Origin of the sequence: Thiomonas intermedia, from assembly GCF_002028405.1 — a bacterium.
In the GTDB taxonomy this organism is placed as follows: domain Bacteria; phylum Pseudomonadota; class Gammaproteobacteria; order Burkholderiales; family Burkholderiaceae_C; genus Thiomonas; species Thiomonas intermedia.
In genome coordinates this window covers 173,965-191,763 of sequence record NZ_CP020046.1, presented here as the reverse complement: position 1 = coordinate 191,763, position 17,799 = coordinate 173,965, and the positions used below count along the sequence as shown (strand labels likewise).

23 protein-coding genes and 2 tRNA genes are annotated in these 17,799 nt (G+C 61.8%); 8 read left to right on the top strand and 17 right to left on the bottom strand.

What is annotated here, in order from left to right:
- Positions 1–148 precede the first annotated feature (148 nt).
- The 4 genes from BVH73_RS00920 (at position 149) to BVH73_RS00905 (ending at position 2,788) form a co-directional block, all read left to right on the top strand.
- On the top strand, positions 149–421 hold the full coding sequence (locus BVH73_RS00920; protein WP_079415278.1) for an HU family DNA-binding protein: 273 nt from the start codon (positions 149–151) through the stop codon (positions 419–421).
- Positions 422–495: 74 nt separating this feature from the next.
- Positions 496–571: transfer RNA gene (locus tag BVH73_RS00915), tRNA-Val, on the top strand.
- A gap of 153 nt (positions 572–724) precedes the next feature.
- Complete coding sequence (locus tag BVH73_RS00910) at positions 725–2,647, top strand: SurA N-terminal domain-containing protein (RefSeq protein ID WP_079415276.1); 1,923 nt, start codon at positions 725–727, stop codon at positions 2,645–2,647.
- A gap of 65 nt (positions 2,648–2,712) precedes the next feature.
- Positions 2,713–2,788 (top strand) — tRNA-His (locus BVH73_RS00905).
- 746 nt (positions 2,789–3,534) lie between these two features.
- On the opposite strand, the gene BVH73_RS00900 is transcribed toward BVH73_RS00905, so the two are convergent.
- The 3 genes from BVH73_RS00900 to BVH73_RS00895 all read right to left on the bottom strand — a co-directional run bounded on the left by BVH73_RS00900 (position 3,535) and on the right by BVH73_RS00895 (position 4,702).
- The gene (locus BVH73_RS00900) at positions 3,535–3,765 is read right to left on the bottom strand and encodes a hypothetical protein (RefSeq protein ID WP_079415274.1); all 231 of its coding nucleotides are present in this window, start codon (positions 3,763–3,765) and stop codon (positions 3,535–3,537) included.
- Positions 3,762–3,971, bottom strand: a complete 210-nt coding sequence (locus BVH73_RS15625) for a hypothetical protein (RefSeq protein ID WP_154048382.1) — start codon at positions 3,969–3,971, stop codon at positions 3,762–3,764. The genes BVH73_RS00900 and BVH73_RS15625 overlap by 4 nt, the downstream gene beginning before the upstream one ends.
- 377 nt (positions 3,972–4,348) lie before the next feature.
- Positions 4,349–4,702 (bottom strand): Rha family transcriptional regulator, encoded by a 354-nt coding sequence (locus BVH73_RS00895; protein ID WP_154048381.1) that lies wholly within the window; start codon positions 4,700–4,702, stop codon positions 4,349–4,351.
- 317 nt (positions 4,703–5,019) lie between these two features.
- Here BVH73_RS00895 and BVH73_RS15620 point away from each other — a divergent pair, with 317 nt between their 5' ends.
- Complete coding sequence (locus BVH73_RS15620; protein ID WP_154048380.1) at positions 5,020–5,595, top strand: hypothetical protein; 576 nt, start codon at positions 5,020–5,022, stop codon at positions 5,593–5,595.
- A 30-nt stretch (positions 5,596–5,625) separates the two neighbouring features.
- Here the strand turns inward: BVH73_RS15620 and BVH73_RS00885 are convergent, their stop codons facing one another.
- The 14 genes from BVH73_RS00885 to BVH73_RS00820 all read right to left on the bottom strand — a co-directional run bounded on the left by BVH73_RS00885 (position 5,626) and on the right by BVH73_RS00820 (position 13,979).
- On the bottom strand, positions 5,626–5,970 hold the full coding sequence (locus BVH73_RS00885) for a hypothetical protein (protein WP_079415270.1): 345 nt from the start codon (positions 5,968–5,970) through the stop codon (positions 5,626–5,628).
- Positions 5,971–6,147: 177 nt separating this feature from the next.
- Positions 6,148–6,417 (bottom strand): hypothetical protein, encoded by a 270-nt coding sequence (locus BVH73_RS00880; protein ID WP_245800374.1) that lies wholly within the window; start codon positions 6,415–6,417, stop codon positions 6,148–6,150.
- Between the two features lie 27 nt (positions 6,418–6,444).
- Entirely contained in the window at positions 6,445–7,338 is an 894-nt protein-coding gene (locus tag BVH73_RS00875; protein ID WP_079415268.1) for a baseplate hub protein, read from the bottom strand.
- 97 nt (positions 7,339–7,435) lie between these two features.
- Complete coding sequence (locus tag BVH73_RS00870; RefSeq protein ID WP_079415266.1) at positions 7,436–8,440, bottom strand: DnaB-like helicase C-terminal domain-containing protein; 1,005 nt, start codon at positions 8,438–8,440, stop codon at positions 7,436–7,438.
- A complete protein-coding gene (locus BVH73_RS00865; RefSeq protein WP_079415264.1) occupies positions 8,437–8,697 on the bottom strand; it encodes a hypothetical protein in 261 nt (86 codons plus the stop codon). The genes BVH73_RS00870 and BVH73_RS00865 overlap by 4 nt, the downstream gene beginning before the upstream one ends.
- Positions 8,697–9,452 (bottom strand): hypothetical protein, encoded by a 756-nt coding sequence (locus tag BVH73_RS00860; RefSeq protein WP_079415262.1) that lies wholly within the window; start codon positions 9,450–9,452, stop codon positions 8,697–8,699. The genes BVH73_RS00865 and BVH73_RS00860 overlap by 1 nt, the downstream gene beginning before the upstream one ends.
- Before the next feature lie 216 nt (positions 9,453–9,668).
- Positions 9,669–10,004, bottom strand: coding sequence for a helix-turn-helix domain-containing protein (locus BVH73_RS00855; RefSeq protein ID WP_079415260.1), 336 nt, complete (start codon positions 10,002–10,004; stop codon positions 9,669–9,671).
- An 87-nt stretch (positions 10,005–10,091) separates the two neighbouring features.
- Positions 10,092–10,220 carry a hypothetical protein gene (locus tag BVH73_RS16125; RefSeq protein ID WP_342746330.1) on the bottom strand — a complete coding sequence of 43 codons (129 nt, stop codon included), beginning with the start codon at positions 10,218–10,220 and terminating at the stop codon, positions 10,092–10,094.
- 93 nt (positions 10,221–10,313) lie between these two features.
- Positions 10,314–11,147, bottom strand: a complete 834-nt coding sequence (locus BVH73_RS00845) for a hypothetical protein (RefSeq protein ID WP_079415258.1) — start codon at positions 11,145–11,147, stop codon at positions 10,314–10,316.
- A 107-nt stretch (positions 11,148–11,254) separates the two neighbouring features.
- Positions 11,255–11,530 (bottom strand): hypothetical protein, encoded by a 276-nt coding sequence (locus BVH73_RS00840; protein WP_079415256.1) that lies wholly within the window; start codon positions 11,528–11,530, stop codon positions 11,255–11,257.
- A complete protein-coding gene (locus BVH73_RS15615; protein WP_154048379.1) occupies positions 11,523–11,876 on the bottom strand; it encodes a hypothetical protein in 354 nt (117 codons plus the stop codon). Before BVH73_RS15615 ends, BVH73_RS00840 begins: the two co-directional genes overlap by 8 nt.
- 80 nt (positions 11,877–11,956) lie before the next feature.
- Positions 11,957–12,250, bottom strand: coding sequence for a HigA family addiction module antitoxin (locus BVH73_RS00830; RefSeq protein ID WP_079415252.1), 294 nt, complete (start codon positions 12,248–12,250; stop codon positions 11,957–11,959).
- Between the two features lie 17 nt (positions 12,251–12,267).
- Positions 12,268–12,546: a type II toxin-antitoxin system RelE/ParE family toxin gene (locus BVH73_RS00825; RefSeq protein ID WP_079415250.1), complete on the bottom strand. Its 279-nt coding sequence runs from the start codon at positions 12,544–12,546 to the stop codon at positions 12,268–12,270.
- 56 nt (positions 12,547–12,602) lie between these two features.
- Positions 12,603–13,979, bottom strand: coding sequence for an integrase family protein (locus BVH73_RS00820; RefSeq protein WP_079415248.1), 1,377 nt, complete (start codon positions 13,977–13,979; stop codon positions 12,603–12,605).
- 613 nt (positions 13,980–14,592) lie between these two features.
- Between BVH73_RS00820 and BVH73_RS00815 the strand changes: the two genes are divergently transcribed.
- The 3 genes from BVH73_RS00815 (at position 14,593) to bla (ending at position 17,580) form a co-directional block, all read left to right on the top strand.
- Positions 14,593–15,417, top strand: coding sequence for an SDR family oxidoreductase (locus BVH73_RS00815; protein WP_079415246.1), 825 nt, complete (start codon positions 14,593–14,595; stop codon positions 15,415–15,417).
- Positions 15,418–15,452: 35 nt separating this feature from the next.
- Positions 15,453–16,448 (top strand): AraC family transcriptional regulator, encoded by a 996-nt coding sequence (locus tag BVH73_RS00810; RefSeq protein ID WP_079415244.1) that lies wholly within the window; start codon positions 15,453–15,455, stop codon positions 16,446–16,448.
- A gap of 226 nt (positions 16,449–16,674) precedes the next feature.
- Complete coding sequence (bla, locus tag BVH73_RS00805; RefSeq protein WP_079415242.1) at positions 16,675–17,580, top strand: class A beta-lactamase; 906 nt, start codon at positions 16,675–16,677, stop codon at positions 17,578–17,580.
- Positions 17,581–17,799: the final 219 nt, after the last annotated feature.

Here is a 17,799-nt window from a genome sequence, read left to right as displayed (position 1 = left end):
GTGGACAACGCCATCGCTGTCATGCCGCATTGACACGGGCAAATGGCCCCGGCTCTAATCGACCGATCATCGCGCGCCCTGTGCAGGGCGCGATTTTTTGGCGCAGGGCGCGGCTTTGCGCCGTTATCCAGACTGAAGAGGGACACAAGTGAACAAGGCTGAACTGATTGAACACATGGCCAATAACGCCGATCTCAACAAGGCCCAGGCTGGCCGTGCGCTCGACGCACTGGTCGACGCCGTGCGCCGCACCCTGAAAAAGGGCGACAGCGTGTCACTGATCGGCTTCGGCACTTTTGCGGTCACCAAACGCGCGGCCCGCACTGGCCGCAATCCGCGCACCGGCGCTGCCATCAAGATCAAGGCCGCCAAGATTCCGAAATTCCGCCCGGGCAAGGGTCTGAAAGACGCCATCAAGTAACCGCTTTCCGCGGCAGACCCCTGCGAGCGCCATCGTTCGGCTCGCTTGGCTCAGGCCGCAATAGCAGCACAACCGGGTGCTTAGCTCAGTTGGTAGAGCGGCGCCCTTACAAGGCGTAGGTCGGGGGTTCGAACCCCTCAGCACCCACCATCGGTTGTTGCACAGGTTGATCATCCTTCACCTGTTTTTGATCCCTCTGAGATTCTCCCGGCCCTGTTGTTCCCAGCCGCCCCAGGGCGCCATGAACGACTGCAGACTCTGTGAGTCGGTCTCACAGGGCACCCCTCTTCAAGCCTCGCCACCATGCTCGAATCCATACGCAAACACAGCAAGCTGATGCAAATCGTGCTGTTCGTGTTGATTTTCCCGTCCTTCGTGCTGTTTGGAATCCAGGGGTACTCCAGTTTCGAGGGAAATTCGGATGTGGCGGCCAAGGTCGGTGGCCAGACCATCACCATGCAGCAACTCGACGCGGCCAATCGCGATGAGATCGCGCGTTTGCAAAGCATGCTTGGCAGCGCCGTGGACATCAAGCAGCTCGACACGCCCGAGCAGAAAATGCGCACGCTCAACGGCCTGATCCGTCAGACCCTGCTTCAACTCGAAGCGCGCCACGAGCACCTCGCCGTGACCGATGCGCAGGTCCAGCAGGCGATTCTGCAGATTCCACAGATTGCGGCGCTGCGCAAGCCCGACGGCAGCTTCGATGTGCAGGCCTACCGGAGCCTGATCGCGGCGCAAGGCATGAATACCGCGCAGTTCGAAGCGCAAGTGCGCGAGCAGCTCATCCTGCAGCAGGTGCTCGGCGGATTGACCGGATCCGTGATCGACAGCCAGGCCTTGGCCACGGCTGCGGCCAAGGCCGCCGCGCAACAGCGCGAAGTGAGGCTGGCGCTGTTCAAGCCCGCCGACTATGCCGCCCAGGTTCAGGTCACCCAGCAGCAGGTCGAAGGCTTTTACAAAGACAACACGGCCCGGTTCCAGAAGCCCGCGCAAGTGGATATTCAATACGTGGTCCTGAGCGCAGACGCGCTGGCGGGCCAGGCTCACGTGACGCCCGAGCAGATCAAGGCCTACTACGACGCCAACCCGAACAAGTTTTCAACGCCGGCCGAGCGTCGTGCCAGCCACATCCTGATCACCGTTCCGAGCGATGCAACTCCGGCCCAGCAGGATGCCGCCAAGGCCAAGGCCGAAGCCATCGCCAAGCAGGTCAAGGCGAATCCGTCCGAGTTTGCGGCGTTGGCCCGCAAGGATTCACAAGACCCAGGCTCAGCGGAGAAGGGCGGTGACCTCGGCTATTTCACCGCCGATGCGATGGTCAAGCCCTTTGCCGACGCCGTTTTTGGCATGCAGAAAGCCGGTGACATCGTGGGCCCGATCAAGACCCAGTTCGGCTATCACATCATCGAGCTGACGGGCATCAAGCCAGGTAGCCAACAGTCCCTCGAAGCCGCCAAACCCGGCATCGAAAAGCAGTTGCAGCAGGAAGCTGCGCAAAAGCAACTCTCGGCCGATGTCGAGACCTTCACCAACGCCGTCTATGAGCATCCCGACAGCTACAAGACCGTCGAAGACAAACTCAAGCTGAAGTTGCAGACCGCCAACAACGTGGCACGCACCCCCCTGGCCGAAGCTCCTGGAAGCTCCGATCCGCTGTCCAGCAAAGCCTTCCTCGACGCCCTGTTTGCGGAGAACAGTCTGCGCAACAAACACAATCTGCAGGCCGTGCAGATCGCACCCAATGTCTGGGCTTCGGGACGCGTGCTTTCCTACAGCCCGGCTCAAACCCTTGCCTTCGCGCAGGTGCAGAACCAGGCCAAGCAGATGCTCGTGGAACAGCGCGCCGCAGAGCTTGCACGCAGTGCCGGTGAGCAGGCGCTCAAGTCGCCCGCAACCCTGAAATTCGGTGCGCCGATCACGCTGAGTCAAGCCCAACCTTCGCCCGATGCGCCTGCAGCCGTCGTCGCCAAGGCCTTCAGTCTGAGCGCCGCCACACTGCCGACCTTGGCGGGCGTGGACCTTGGGGCAAACGGCTACGCCGTTTTGCAACTCGATAAGGTGACCGAGGGCCAAGCCCCTCCGGAGCTGGTCAGCGCGGCGGCTGGAGCCGAGCAGCAACTTCTCACCCAGGGCATCATGAACGCCTACATCGAAGCCCTCAAGAAGCGCTTTGGCGTGGAGATTCTCTACAAGCCCAAGGCCGACGCCACTGCGGCGGGTTGAACGCAGCGCGGCCAAACGACTTCAAACGCGCAAGACATTTCGTATAGAATGTTCGTTTTTCTGCGGTGGCTGTAGCTCAGTTGGTAGAGTCCAGGATTGTGATTCCTGTCGTCGTGGGTTCGAGTCCCATCAGCCACCCCAATAGAATCAAGCACTTAGCCCAGCCTTACCCGCTGGGCTTTTTGTTGCCCGGCGTTTATGTAATGGCTATGTAATGCGTGCGCGGGAATGGCTGCCGCTGTTCGGGGCGGCTGCGGTCCGTGAAGCCCCTCCGAAGCCCATCCGATGGGGTGCAATTTGAAATCCAACCCTTTCAGCAGTCCGCACCGGTGCGGAGAACTCATTCACCCGGTTTCCAGGAGGTCGCCACCCGAACACCTTGACCGCCGCCGCGCCGGTCAGTGCGCTTCACTCGGATTTTCAATCTGAGTGAAACGTAGCGCCCTATGGGATTTGGCGCCTGAAAAGGGTGTGCTCAAAATTGGACACACCTGCAACGCACCTGCAGCACATCGGCGCCCCGCGATGGTCGGATTTCAAATCTGAGCAAGACGGGGGTTTCATTTGGACGTGCCCCAGCACGCGATAGCGTGTATTTTCGTGCACTCGTGTCAAGGCGCAAGTCGCGTTTCAAACGAGGCATTGGCGGCTCAAAAGTGAGCCGTCAAAGTGCAACTTCAAATTGCACCATCGCGAGATCGAGCACAAAGCCTGCGCCAGATCAGTCGCTAGGCAGTCGGCTTCCTGGTACCGAGCTTGCGCTCCAATCGGGTAAGGCGTGCCATGAGGGAGAGGGTCGGAGCAATGGTCGTAGCCTGCGACCATTGGAGAGACGGGTTCCGGCCCTGTCGGTCGATGGCAAGTGCCATGCGTTCGCTATGCGGTTGCTACCCGCGCAGCTTCTTCAGCGCCAGCCGATGGTCGCGCAGCATCTCGGCAAATCGCCGCATCGTGGCGCGCTGCTCGGCGGTGTCCAGGCCGTGCACCAGGCTGTTACTCGCCGCCTTGGCCTTGCCCTCGGGCGTCCTCGGCCCGGTGGACTGCTCCCACGGTTTCCAGCGCTGGATTGCCTCGCGCTGCCGCTGACGGCGTTCTGGTGTCCATCCACTGTCGTTCATGGGGTTCGTTTCCTAAAAGTTCGGTTGCGGGCTTCGTGATTTTCTCCGCCTTGGCGCAGCGCTCGACCCTTTCGCATTTCAAATGGCAAAGGGCCAAATGCTTGCAATTCTTGCTGGTATTTGCGGGCCGCACGGCGGCTCAGCTCGCAGAACATCGCATTCAGCGTCTGTGCTTGTGCGCTCAGCATGCGATCCAGTGCGGACAAGTCGCCTCCCGCTGCACTCCTCGGCGGGGCGCATGGCGCAGGCGCGGGCACATTCCCAAGACGATCATGGCCCGACCTTCAAAACTGACACCCGAACAGTGGGAAAAGGTCGTGGAGCGTCGATTGGCCGGTGAGAGTTACGACAGCATCGCCAAGGATTACCCAGTATCGAAGGCAGCGATCATCAAGAAGGTCAATGACCGGATTGTGACCGTCAAAACTGTTGCTAATCAAATAGTTACGGCTGAGTCGGCGCTCAGAAAGTTACCGGTTACTGACCAGATACTGACCGTCCGTCTGGCTGATGATCTGCGCGCCACCTCGGCGAACATCGCCAACGTGGCCGCGACGCAATCGGCGACTGCGGTAGCAGACCGTCAACAGCCAGAAGCCCCAGCTTCTCGGCGCGCGTGGTGCCCTTTTGCGGGTCTTGCACGGTCACGCTTCTGCTCGGCTTCGCGCTCATAGGCCGTCCTCCCATCCGTCGAGGCCAACACCAGCACCTGCATCTTTGTCATGCGAACTTCGCGTCGGCTTTCGCCTTTGGAATCGAGGTAGGCGACGGACGCAAAATTGCGTCGGTTAAATTCATCGCTGCACTCGATTCGGTCGTAGGCGCGCAGCACATCGGCGTGCCGTTTGCCGAACCGTTTGGCGACGCGCCGCGAATCGGTCAACACTTGACCGCGCTCGGCGGTGACGAAACCCTGGAAATCGGTGATCTGGTTCATGCTGTGCCTTTCGGGAATGAAAAAGCCCCGCACGGTGGCGGTGTCAACACGCCGCCAAGAACCGCGCGGGCAGCACGTCGGCAGAAGTTGTGCACTCGACTAATTTACAGGGGTCGAAGCAGTCCGTTACATGCGCCAGGCTGTTCCTTAGTAGGCTGTGGCGAACACTCAGCCAAGCGGGAGGGGAGATGGCTCTAAAGCCGTGCAGGGAATGTGGAGCGCAGGTCAGTACGGAAGCAAAGACATGTCCACACTGTGGCGTCAGCAACCCGACGGCAAAGCCGCAGGGGAAAACATCCGCTGGGGGCTGGGTTCTGTTGCTGGCAATCATCAGCGCATTTATCTACTGGGTGGCATCGTCCAGCGACGGTGGCGGCAACACCACGGCAGCATCGAGTGCGTCGATGCCTGCGTCCGCAGCCATCAGCGCCAGCACGGTTGATGCGCTATCCAGCCTGCGCAGTGCTGCGCCGCGCCCTGCGCCGCCGCAGTCGGCCGCCGCGACCTGTGCCACGGACTACGCGACCTGCAAGGACAACGGCGACCTTGTGAACAACTACGACAAGATCGGTGACGCGCAGGTGGCATGCAAGGTAGCCACAGACGACAACGTGAAGTACGGAAACCCAGACTGGCCTTGGCTTCCGTTTGGCTCCTACGTCCCGGGAAATACCTATGTGAAGGCAGGCGTAGTGCGACTGGCTGAAAAGGCCGTGCAGATACAGAATGGGTTCGGCGCAATGGTGCACTCGGAGGTCGTCTGCGACTACGACCTGAAGACGCACAAAGTCGTCATGTTGAACATCAATGGCGATCCGGTATTGCTGGGCAATGATGCGCTTCTCGACCTGGCGCCTGATGATGCCGCTAGCGGGGCAAGCGCTGCGAAATAGTGAGACAGACTGACACCCGGTCTAGCCCGATCAGCGCCCCGATAGCTGGCGCATCAGGTCGGTGGCGCTGGCCAGCAGTTCCGCGTCCGGCTCTACTTCCTTGCGGGTCAGGATGCGGGCATGGTCGGACAGTTCCGCGCCTACGCCTCGCAGTAGTTCATCCGGGTCAAGCCCGATGTCCGCGCAGGTGGTGGTGAAGGCCAGCCAGTAGGCCCGGATGCCAGCGCCAGTGCGGGCGATGGATTGCAGCAGGTTTTCCGCTTCGTCGGGCGTGAACTCGTCGTTCTCGGCACTTGCGAAGTGAATCAACGCGCCCAGCGCGGCGGTGTAGCGCATCGTCTCCGGCTCGATCAGGAGCGCGGCATGTAGCGCCATCCTCTCCGCGCAATGGAGTAGCCGCCAAAAATTCCAGATCATGCGCCTTGTAGGTCGCCAGCGGCGCGGTCCTCATCAGGCGGGTAGTCTCCGCATCGTCGCGCCGGGCCATCGCGGCAATCACGGCAACGACACGCGCATGTGACGCGAGCGCGGAATACATCTTGTCGGTCACGGTCATTTGGCCTTCTCCGATTGCAGGCGCAGAGCACGCTCCAGGGCGGCGGTGCGCTGTTCCAGATCGTCGATGCGCAGAACCTGCGCAATCTGCACCAGAATGAAGGTCAGCTTCGATGCGTCGGCAACATCAAGGCGGCCAGAGCGCGCCTCCCGATAGAGCGTTGCCATCTCCCGGCGCACATCGGCGCTGGTGGCAAGCGGCGGGGTGGGGTGCCGGGTTCTCTCTGGCATCTCAACGACTTGCAGGGCTTTGGTTTGCGCGGTCATGGCGTGCAGTCTCCGCAGTCCAGCCGATCAAATCGGCGCTTTCGAGCCGATGATGTCCGTAAACCATGCGCCGTTTGGCGTCTGGCTTTCGAGTGTGTGGCTGTACCCCCATGCAGTCCACGGCCCGTTTGCGATGCCCACAACGCTGTCGGCCACCTCGAACTGCTTGCCCAGTTGAATATCGGGCAGGTACAGCGAGCGCAGCGTCAGGAACTGCCCCTGAAAGCTCGGATAGCCCACCATGCCGGTTTTTGGTGAAATCACCGGAGGGCTTGGGCTGTTACGCCAGCGGTTCTCTGGCCAAATGGCGAGAACGCCGTTTTCTACCGTGGCCGCGATGCCCGCAGCCCTTGCGCAGGCCTGAATCTTCGACCACGTTGTGCCAGGGAAGTAAGGATTGTCCAGCACGACCTGCACGCCGTTATTTTCGAAGGCAAACCCCCCCTCCTTGGCGAAGTCCGCCATGATGCTCGCCACTTGTGTCGGTCCCACAAATGACGATGCCCCTACAGGTCGTATCGCCGCAACGGCGGCTGATAGTCCGTACACATCCAGGTAGTTGTCGGTTCCGTCGAAGACGGGCACGGCGGACATGAGTACGCCTTGATACGCCGTTGAAAGGGCCTCTCCATCGTTACCTGCGGCCACCAGAACGGTGGAGCGCCCTTGCACCGCGCCCGGCGTGACGATCCCGACGCGGGCCATTGCGTTGATGATGCTCAGCGTCGGGCCGTAGATGCGGGCCGTGAGGCTCCCTTGTGCACCGCCTCCAGTCCCCTCGATGTGCGCTTGCACTCTGTAGCCTGTGAGGGAGACTGTCTCGCCGGGGTCGTCGCCGTACTCGCCTTGCCCGATGGAGATGGTCACGTCAATGCGGCGCCTGGCCAGTGAGCCGGACTTCTGGGGGATTGCTGGGTTCATTTGCGTTCCTTTATGGAGGTGGTGGTGTCCGCTGTAAGCAGTTGGAGAAAGACCTGTAGGTCGATAGGGGCGGATGGCGGCAAGCCGCGGGCGCCCATCAAGGCCCTTCGTTCCTATCGTCAAAGGGTTCGCCAGCGTTTGGAGGCTTCTGCTGGTGGGCGTGGGCCGCTTTGTGCCGCACGTAGGCAAGTGGCCGCTCCGCACTGTGCTGTAGGAACTGCATCGATCCCCGGTCGAACCACAGCAGGATGCGGCCCTCGAACTCCCCGTTTCGCTGCTTCTGCACGTCGAGAATCTGATCCGGGGCGTCTGTCTCCGGCGGCTGCAGGCCCTTCGCCCGCGCTTTGTCGGCCTCGGCTTCCTTGGGACGATTGCGCCAGAGCGTCACTACGTTGTGGGCTAGGTCCGTCACGCTGCTTGATCCCTTGATGTCCCACTTGCTGGGCACCTTTTCTGGCCCGGACTCCGAGGGCTTTCGCGTGTGCACGACGACGTGCAGGTGCAGTCCGGTTTCCTTGGCCACCTCAGTCATCTGATTGATGAACGCCTTCTGGCCGTTGTAGTCGTCGTCACCGTTGACAACCTTCGTCATGGAATCGACCAGCACATGTTCGATGTTCAAGGTCTTGCGCGACCAGCGCAGCACTGCGCACAACCGATCGGCTGACATGCTGCCGACGTGATCGAAGATCCATGCCCGATCCCGCATCACGGCTGCGGCCAAGTCGCAATCTGCAGGGGAGGGCCACCGGACGGCCGCGGCCTGCCGGAACATGCGCTTGAGCGTTTCTCGAGCGGACATCTCCAGGCTGATCGTCAGCGACCTGTAGCCCTGTTGCGCGACGTCGAGTATGACCTGGCCTGCGAGCATTGACTTGCGACTGCCATTCGATCCGGCCCATAGGGTGATCTCCCCGGGCCGGAAAGCCAGCAGATCGCGCGCCTTGGGCCAGCCGAGGGTGGCGAACTGCTCCTGCGCGGTCTCGCCGTTGAACGCCCTTTTGATGTCGTCAAGCAGATCATCGGCCGTCCGCACGAAGGCGGAGAAGTCGGGCTCGGCCATGTAGTCGGCCAGCTCAAGGTCGGAGGCGCCGATGATCATCGCCGAGCCCCCATCATTCGCAAAGCTAGGCGCTTGTCCGCGCCGGTGAGTTCGAGCAATTTGATGTCGTAGCCGTCAATGGCCCAGGTGCCCGCGCCGGTCTCCATGTCGGCATCGATGCGCCACTGCCGTTCGGCCTCGAACAACTTCTGGCCCAGCGGGACGAAGATCGAGGTGACTGCCGTGTCATCAAAGGCTTGACGCAGGTCGGCTTCCAGGTCACGGCCGCGGACTGGGCTGAGGATGAGCGTTCGCATCACACGCCCTCCCATTGCTCGTGTTGCGCCTGTGCAGCGGCATCGTCCGGCTCATCCTCCCAGCGTCTGCCATTCAGCCATGTCGCAGCGTGCGGGACAAACTGGCCACGGTCGCGCTGCCACTGCTCGGAGGCCTTGGCCCGTTCGAGGCCTTCACCGATGGCCTGCACGAGATCAGCATCAGGCTTGAGCCGCTTCCACGCCTTCATGGCATCCTGCTTGCCAACCTTCCTCGGGTAGCTCTTCCAGAAGGTGGCGAAGCCATCCATCAGTCCGTCGGCGACAGCCGATGATGAAGGTGTTTTGGAATCAGGAATCAGAGAATCAGGAATCAGAGCGATTGCTCCCGGGCTTGCCTCGGACTTATCCGAGATAAATCCCGAATTTGCCTTGGGCCTGCCTCGGACTCGCTCGCCGTTCGCCTCGAATGAGGCCGGGGCGGGCAGGAGGCTTTGGCGCTCCTGATGGTGGGGGCTCTGATGCCGCGCGAAGTTGATGACCTGAATCAGGGGACGATCATCTGCTGAGTAGCGCAGGATCAGCCCGCGGTCGTGTAGGGCCTGGAGCAGTGCGTCAACGTCTGCGTTATCGCACGGCAGCAGCTCGATCTTGATCCGCTTGGGACGATCCTCAAGGCGTCCGGCGCGGTCGGCCAAGCACCAGAGCCCGATGAACAGCAGGCGACCAAGCGGGTCGATCTCGGCCAGATCCTCGTTCAGGAAGAAGGAGGGTTTGATGTTGCGAGCACGGGCCATATCAAACGCCCCCGCTCGTCGCCGCGATCAGATCGGCCAGCCGCATGCGCAGATCCCAAGCGCGGCAGGTACTACAGGCACCTGCGCCGCGGCAAATGCATGCAGCGGTCAGCAGAGATTGCTTGCGTGGTATGCGCTCCAGGTCCTGGTCGGCGGCATGGCGCCGGGCAATCGGAGAGCGCAGGATCTGCGCGGAGTGAGGCTTGGTGTAACGGCTCACAGCAACACCCCCTGCCGCGGCTCGCCCATCAACGTGTAAAGCGCGACGCTATGCGTGCGGCCGTAGTCCGTTTCGCGTCGGACGCGATGGCTGATGATGGTGTAGCCCTGCTCGTGGCGCAGTTCGAAGATCCGCGCCGCCGGCATCATCGTGTCGAGCTCTCGGCGCGCCGTCACCGTGTCGATCGAACCGTGCTTGCGCAAGTAGTCCAGCAGACGTTGCTGCTGCGCGGCGCGGGTATTACCATCCGCCTGCTTGCTGTTTTTCTTTGTACCCCCGGCGCCGCAGCCTTCCACCAGGCTTGTGGCGCTTTTTACATCGCGGGGCCGCATCAAGCACCCCCGTTCAGCACGCGCTGCAAGTCCGACACGCGCCACCCTAGGCGGCCATTGATGTGCACCGGGCGCAGTGGCCCGCATTCAAGGCACGCCCACTTTCTGAGTGGTCTGCGGGCTGCGTCCAAGTGCTGCGGCGGCGTCGCGTGTCACCAGCGCATGGCTGGGCGGCAGCTTGGACAAATCGGGGATTGATACTGCGTTGCGTTCCATCACCGTTCGCTCCGTGGCGAGTTGTTGATGATGGAATAGGAATGGCGCAGCACCGTGCTGCGTCAACTGCTGCGCTTTTGCGCCAGCGAAAACCTAGGTTTTATGCGGCTTGCGGGCTAATTGTGCATACATGGGTGCAACACCCGCAGCACTGTGCACAGCATCCTTGCGCAGCACACGGTCGATGGTTTGGCGGTACGTTCCAAGGCGGCGCGCTGCTTCGGTCATGTTGTCTTGGCACTCCTTTAGCATCGCCCTGGCCAGCGCAGCGCGGCGCGGGATGTTGCCCTGTGCGTTTTCGAATTGCTCGGCAGGCGTCCCCTGCTCTGCAATCGCTGCAGCCTCTACCGCTGGCGCTGATTCCGGCGCTTGCTCGGCCAGTAAGGCGCTGCCCAGCAAGTCCGGGCAATGTTCCTTGGCCCAGGCGCGAAGCTTGACCTTCGTCATGTATAGCCCTTCGCGCCACTTCGGCGGCAAGGGCTGGCCCTTCGGCCATCGCAACCCGCTGGGCGCTTGGCGCAGCGGCAAAGTATCGGCTTGCGCCTCGAATGTGCGCATGATTTGCGCTTCGGCGGCGCTCTGCTCGGCCTTGTCCATGCTGGGGTTGTTCGCTCTCAGTTCCTCACTGAAGGCCCAGGCCCACCCTGCCGGCGTCCTTGCCAAGCGCTCTTCATATGCCATGTATGCAAGGCTGTGGGCTATCGACTCCCATTGCACTTGTACGGCTCTTCGCCCCTGCTTTTTTGCGTTGAAGCCGATGGACTCAGGCCGACGCATTACAGCCCAGTTTTTGAAGCCACCAGCAGCACGGATGCTCAGCGCCTCAGCGCTCAATTCCTCCGCCTCATCATCAATGATGCGCATGGTTTCGTGGTCTTCCGGCGTCAGTGCGTCGCCTTGTCCGTCGGGTTTGTTTTGCTTCGTCATGCTCTGCGCTCCTTCACGCGCTCGCCTTCAATGTGGAGCGCCAGGCAGGCGGGCGAAGGTTCCCGCTTTTTCCGCCGTCGCGGTAGCCTGGCGCAAAAGTGTCAGAGTCAGCGGAAGTAGCGAATCTCCGTCAACTCGATGCCGGTGATTGCATCTTGCGGAAGTTGCGCATACTTTGCTGCCTCTCTCGCCTCGTCTGCTCGTTGAAACGGACCCGCCAGGCGTTTCCCAATCAAGCGGCCACCTGATGGCAGGGGTGTGTCGCAGACAACGTAATACTCGATGCGTTTCACCCCTCGCATACGAATCGCGAGTTCTTCCGGGGTCAAATCGTCGTCGGTGCCGAGCTCGCTTTTCGGGTGGTGGTTCGTCGTCTCAAACATGGTTGGCCTCCCTTGCGGCCTTCGCGGCCTGGATGGTGGCGAGGGTTTCGGCATGGTCGAGGGCGATCCAGCCATTGCCGTAAATCTTGTCAGCCGCGCTTTCCAACTCATCCTCCGAGAAACCCTCCAACACCGTGGTGTTGAGGATGGCGTCGTGGAGTTGCTGCATTCGCACGGCAATGCCTCGAAGTTCGTGCACATGCGGGTCATCCAATTGGTGACAAAATTTCAAAAGGGCACCGCATTGCAATGACAATTCATAGAGCGCGTCGTTTGCAATGAAGCTTCGGGCCTCATGTATCGCGTCTTTGGACGGTGCGACGGGGTTACGATTCGATTCAGCCATGATTCACCTCGACATAGGTGGGTTGTGGTCAGGGCGGCGCGGTGTGATTGCACCGAGGCTGCCCGCTTTGCCTGATACCGTCAGGCGGCGGTTTTCATTCGCGGCAATGGCTTGATGTGCGGGCGCTTGACCTTGCGGGCCTGCGACAAGTCCCAGGCGCCCTGCATGCCCTGCCACAAGTCCGGGGACGTGCCTAGCCAATCGGCAAGGCGCAGCGCCATATCGGCAGACACGCCAGCGCGGCAATTCAGCAACTTGGAAAGCGTCACGCGGGCAACGTGTAGTTCTTCTGCGGCCTGCGTCACCGTCACCCCTTCGGGTAGCCATTCGCGCAGCACCTCGCCGGGGTGCGCTGGGTTGTGCATCATGCTCATGTCGATTTCCCCTAGTCCTAGTGATAGTCGCGGTAGTCCACAAGCTCCGCATCGTTGCCCGTGAATCGAAACGTCATGCGCCAGTTGCCATTCACCCACACGGCCCAATGCCCGGCAAGGTTGCCGGTTAGCGGGTGCAATCGCCATGCTGGCGCGTTCATGTCTTGCGGGCTTTTGGCGTTGTCCAGGGCCGATAGCAGCAGGCGCAGCTTCGTCGCGTGGTGCGGCTGAATGCCTGCCTTGCTTCCCGTGTGGAAAAAGGCTTCAAGCCCAGCATGGCGAAACGTTCGAATCATGGTTGTATTGTATCGCGTAGCGTGTCAGCTATCAACAAGGGGGAATGTGTCGCACCTCACTGCACCCGGCGCAGCGTCGGCAGTTCCTGCGTGGCGTCAAACGCGATACCGGCTTGCTCCAAAATCCACGCCTCGATGCGTTCATGGTGAACGCGCAGCAAGTCGAGCGGGCGGCGCTTGTAGTGCTTCTCCGCCGTGGCGCTGGGCTTGTGGCCTTGAATCTGTGCCACCACACCCGCCGGGATTTCCAGCCATTCGGTAAGCGTCGAGAAACTGCGGCGCAAGCCGTGCAGCGTCAAATCGTCCAGGCCTGCGGCGGTGCAGGCGCGGGCGTGCGGCGTGTTCGGCTTGGACAGTTGCCCGCTGGCGCTGGTGACGCTGCTGAACACCCAGGCATTGCGGCGCGGCAGGCAGGCCAGCAGATGCGCCACAAAGGGCGTGAGCGGAATCATGCGCTCGCCCTCCACCTTGTCCCGAATGGCGATGCTGCGCCATTGCGTGTTCACGTCCTCCCAGCGCAGCGCCAGCACTTCACCAGGCCGGGCACCCGTCAGCAGCATGATTTGCAAGGCGGCGGCGATGGCCGGGTTTTGAATCTGGCGCACATGGGCGAACCATGCGGGCAGTTGTTCGCGCGTAAGAACATCGGATTTCGTGCCGGGCTTGCCCAGGGCTTCGCGGGTGCGGCGCGTCTTGGCCGGGTTCGGTGTCTTGACGATGCCCGCATAGTGCGGATGTTCGGCGCACCACGTCAGGAACACCCCCAGCAGCCGATGCGCCAGCCGGGCCGATGCCGGGCGTTCCTGGCCTTCGCGGGCGGCCCATGCCTCGATGGTGGGCGCGTCAAGGGCACTCAGCGCCAGCGGCATGAACACGGCCAGCGGGCCGGGCTTCGTTTTCTCTCCGGTGCTGGCACCTCTGCGTTTGGACGGTTCGCCACCGGGCGCGGACTTCTCCAGGTTGTCGCGCAAGTGCAGGGCGCTCCAATGCGGGCGGCGTTCTTCGATGTAGGCGGCCCATACCTCGCCTACGGTCAGGCTTTGGCGCTGCACCTCGGTTTCGGCCTGCACGCGCGCTGCGGCCTTGGCGGCGTCCTGCTCCCGGCGTTGCTCGGCTGGGTTGATGCCGCTATCAACAAGGGATTTCAGGCGGGCGGCTTCCTGGCGCGCTCCGCGTTGCACCTCAATGCGCTTGCGGTTCGCCTTGTCCAGCGTCCACACTGATTCGAGCGGCCAAACATCCGGGCGGCCTATCGTCACCCGTACAGCGCCAGCGCCTAGCCAGCCTTGAAATACATAGGCGCGGGCACCGCTTGCCGTCACGCGAAGCCCTAGGCCGGGTTGCTTGGCGTCCCAATGGATGGCCTGCTGCTTGCCTGCCGGGCATGTGAACTCCGCCACCCGTGCCGCCGTGAAATTCTCGCGCTTGCCCATGTTCCAGCCTTCCTATGCGGCCCGTGTAATGGCCGTGTAATGGAATTTTAGGCATTTTCGGGAATAAAGGGAAACACTCTTATGCACAGAATATCGCATATGTGCTTGTTTTTGCGGGAAATGGCATCACGGCGGAATGCTGCGGAATGACATTTTTTTAGGATTGTGATTCCTGTCGTCGTGGGTTCGAGTCCCATCAGCCACCCCATCCGATGCTAGAACTGGGCACCCGAGCGGTGCCCATTTTTTTGCCTGCTGCGGCCGCCAACAGCGCGGCGTTTCGCCCCTGCATGCGTACCACACGCGCGAGTTCAGCAGTGCGCGCCCGACTCGGCGAGTGGCGTCGGGCGCCGGCAAATCGATCGCACGATGCAGCCCGCCTAGAGGTGGCGCTTGACGGACCTGAGCAGGCTGGTCTTCGGCGTGTGCGGACACCGATCTTATCGAGGGCAACGTCGGCAATGCGGCTACGGGCATGAAAGATTGCCGCCCGGAAGGCGCGAGCACTTGGCATGCCAGCGACGCGATCAGATAGCGACTTGGCGCAATCGGATGCTGCCTGAGCCGCGTCTTTCTTGAACACTGGCTCCACCAACAACTCTGGAGCCACACTGTGACCCCTCTCACCGTTCTCATCACTGGCGCTTCTTCGGGCCTGGGGCGTGCTACCGCAAAATACTTCCATGCCCATGGCTGGAATGTCGTTGCGACGATGCGCGATCCCGATCAAGAAAGGGAACTGACGCAACTCTCCGGTGTCCTGGTCACCCGACTCGATGTCCAGGATGAAGAGAGCATTCAACATGCCGTGGCTTTGGGCCTTCAGCGTTTTGGCCGCATCGATGCGCTCGTGAACAATGCCGGATATGGCGCCTATGGGCCGCTGGAGGCCACATCCATGGCAAAGGTTCGCCGACAGTTCGATGTGAACGTGCTGGGGCTTCTTGCCACGATCAAGGCCGTTCTGCCGCATTTCAGGGCACAGCGCGGTGGCACCATCGTCAACATTTCCTCGGTGGGCGGGCGCCTTGCCTTTCCGCTGGGCACGCTCTACCACGGGTCCAAATTCGCGGTGGAAGGCCTGTCGGAATCCCTTCACTACGAGTTGGCGCCGCTTGGTGTTCGCGTCAAGGTGGTGGCGCCTGGCGGCATGAGGACGGATTTCGGCACCCGCTCCCTGGACTTCAGCAACGATCCCGCCATCGAGAGCTATCAGCCACTGGTTCAAACCACCCTTGGCGTGCTGGGCCCGATGCTGGCGCAGGGCGCGGAGCCGGAAGATGCTGCGGCGGTCGTCTATGCTGCGGTCGGCGATCCAAGCCCTCGGCTCCACCACGTGGCAGGCGCCGATGCAGCGCAGATGCTCGCTCAACGCAATCAAGTGGGCGAGGAAGCATTCATGGCCGGCATGCGAACACAGTTCGGCATTCACGGCTGACAGCGGAACAGATCGCAGGAGAAGCACAGCGGGTGATGCAAACCCAGACCTACGCCTTGGATGCGACATGGCGCACGCTGCTCAGCGATCTCGGCATCTCGCCGCAGAACGCGCTGCGTCGAGCGAACCTGCCGGAGGACTTGCTGCAGCAAGCCCCTGTCCGCTTGCCGCCCGACAGCTACTTCCGGTTCTGGGAAGCCATTGAGGCGGAGACCGGCGACGCCTGTTTCCCGCTGCGGCTTGCGCGCACCATCCGCAGCGAGTCCTTCCTGCCGCCCTTGTTCGCGGCGCTGTGCAGTCCGGACCTGTTCGTGGCCGTGCAGCGCATCGCGAAATTCAAGGCCTTGGTCGCGCCCATGGACTTGGCCGTCATCGAGGGGCGGGGGACCGTGGCCATCGAATTCACCTGGCCCGACGGGCCGCCTCCGCCCGCGTCACTGGTGGTCATGGAACTGCTGTTCGTGGTTGCCCTGGCGCGCATGGGCACCCGAGAGGAGATCCATCCCATCGAAGTGCAGACGACGCGCCCTCCTGCGCCCAGCGATCCCTATGAACAGTATCTGGGCCTGCCGATTCGACGTGGCGGAACCCATCGAGTCACCTTCAGTGCCTCAGATGCCCACAGACCGTTTCTGACCTCGAATGCCGCCATATGGGCCGTGTTTGAGCCAGAGCTGCGTCAGCGCCTGGCCGACTTGGGCGCTGCGGTGACGACCGCCGCCAGGGTGCATGCGGCGCTGTTGGAAGGCTTGCCGAGCGGGCGCTGCAGCATGGAGGCCATTGCCGCCAAGCTCCTGATGAGCAAGCGCACGCTGCAGCGTCGGCTGGAAGGTGAAGGGCGTCATTTCCAGCACATTCTCCAGGAGACTCGCCAGTCCTTGGCCAGACATTACTTGTTGAAGACCACGCTGCCCATCGCCGAGATTTCGTTCCTGTTGGGCTTTGACGAGCCGAACTCGTTCTACCGGGCGTTCAAGAACTGGACTGGGCGAACCCCGGACGGCGCCAGGCAGGGACAGGTTGCACACTGACAGTCCATCCTCGTCCAATGATCAGGTGAGTCTGCGGGCGGTCGATGACGGCAATGGGTCGTGACCGGCCCCTAGGTCGAATCCGGCGAGAGTCCGTTCAGGCCGACGAGCCGCCCCTCGCCAACGTCTTCACCGCGGTCTGCGGTCTTACGCCGGATGACGTCGGGAGACCGGTTCTGACCCACCGCAGTACGATGCGCCGCCCAATTGCAACTGAAAGTCATCCATGCGTTATCGGTTCCTTCGCCTGATCGTTCCAATTGCGATTGGGCTTTCCACCGCAGGTTCATGTGGGGTCGCAAACGCCATGGACGTCGCTGCGCTGAGTCGCGCGGTATCCCACGCGGAGGCCAGCCTGCACGCCCGGATCGGCATTGCGATGATCGACACCGGAGATGGCGCTACATGGAGTCACAACGGCGACGAGCGCTTCCCGATGAACAGTACCTACAAGGCATTTGCTTGTGCTGCAGTACTTTCCCGCGTCGACGCAAACACGCTGAATCTCGACATGATGGTGCCGATCGATCGCGCAAGGCTCGTTACCTACTCACCAGTCACCGAGAAGGTTCAGCCTGGTGGCGCACTGAGCCTATCGGACTTGTGCAGCGCGGCCGTGAGCGTCAGCGACAACACCGCGGGCAATCTGGTGCTCGACGCGATTGGGGGCCCTTCCGGATTCACGGAATTCATGCGCTCGATCGGCGATCGAGCAACTCACCTCGACAGGCTTGAGCCTGAACTCAACGAGGCAACGCCCAAGGACGTTCGCGACACAACGACTCCCCATGCTGCTGCGACGGATCTCCGCAAGTTGCTGCTTGGTCATGTGTTGTCTGCTCCTTCCAAACGCCAGTTGTCGCAGTGGATGGTCGGAAATAAGGTGACCCAAGGGCTATTGCGTGCGGGATTTCCATCCGATTGGCGCGTTGCCGATAAATCGGGGGCTGGTGGCCATGGGTCACGCTCGATCATCGCGATTGCTTGGCCGCCCGAGCGCGCGCCGATCGTCGTGGCCATCTACATCACCCAGACCGTAGCACCAATGTCCCGGTGCGACCAAACCATCGCGCAACTGGGCGAGGCAATTGCGAGCGCAATTCAGGAACGGTCCACAAGTACACGAAAGTGATGCTGAGTGCGCCATTGCGGTCGTCGCCGAGGGCAATACCCGGCGCCCGCTTTGGCCGATTTGCAGGCGCACGCTTGCTATGGCATGACACGCCGATGCGTCGACGGCGCTCATCGAGCCGAGCTTTTTGTCGTCTGACGTTCCTGGAGGTGCCGTTGGCAAATGCTGGAACGATGGATGACAGACGATCATTCGCAAAAGAATGCGTGATGATTGCCG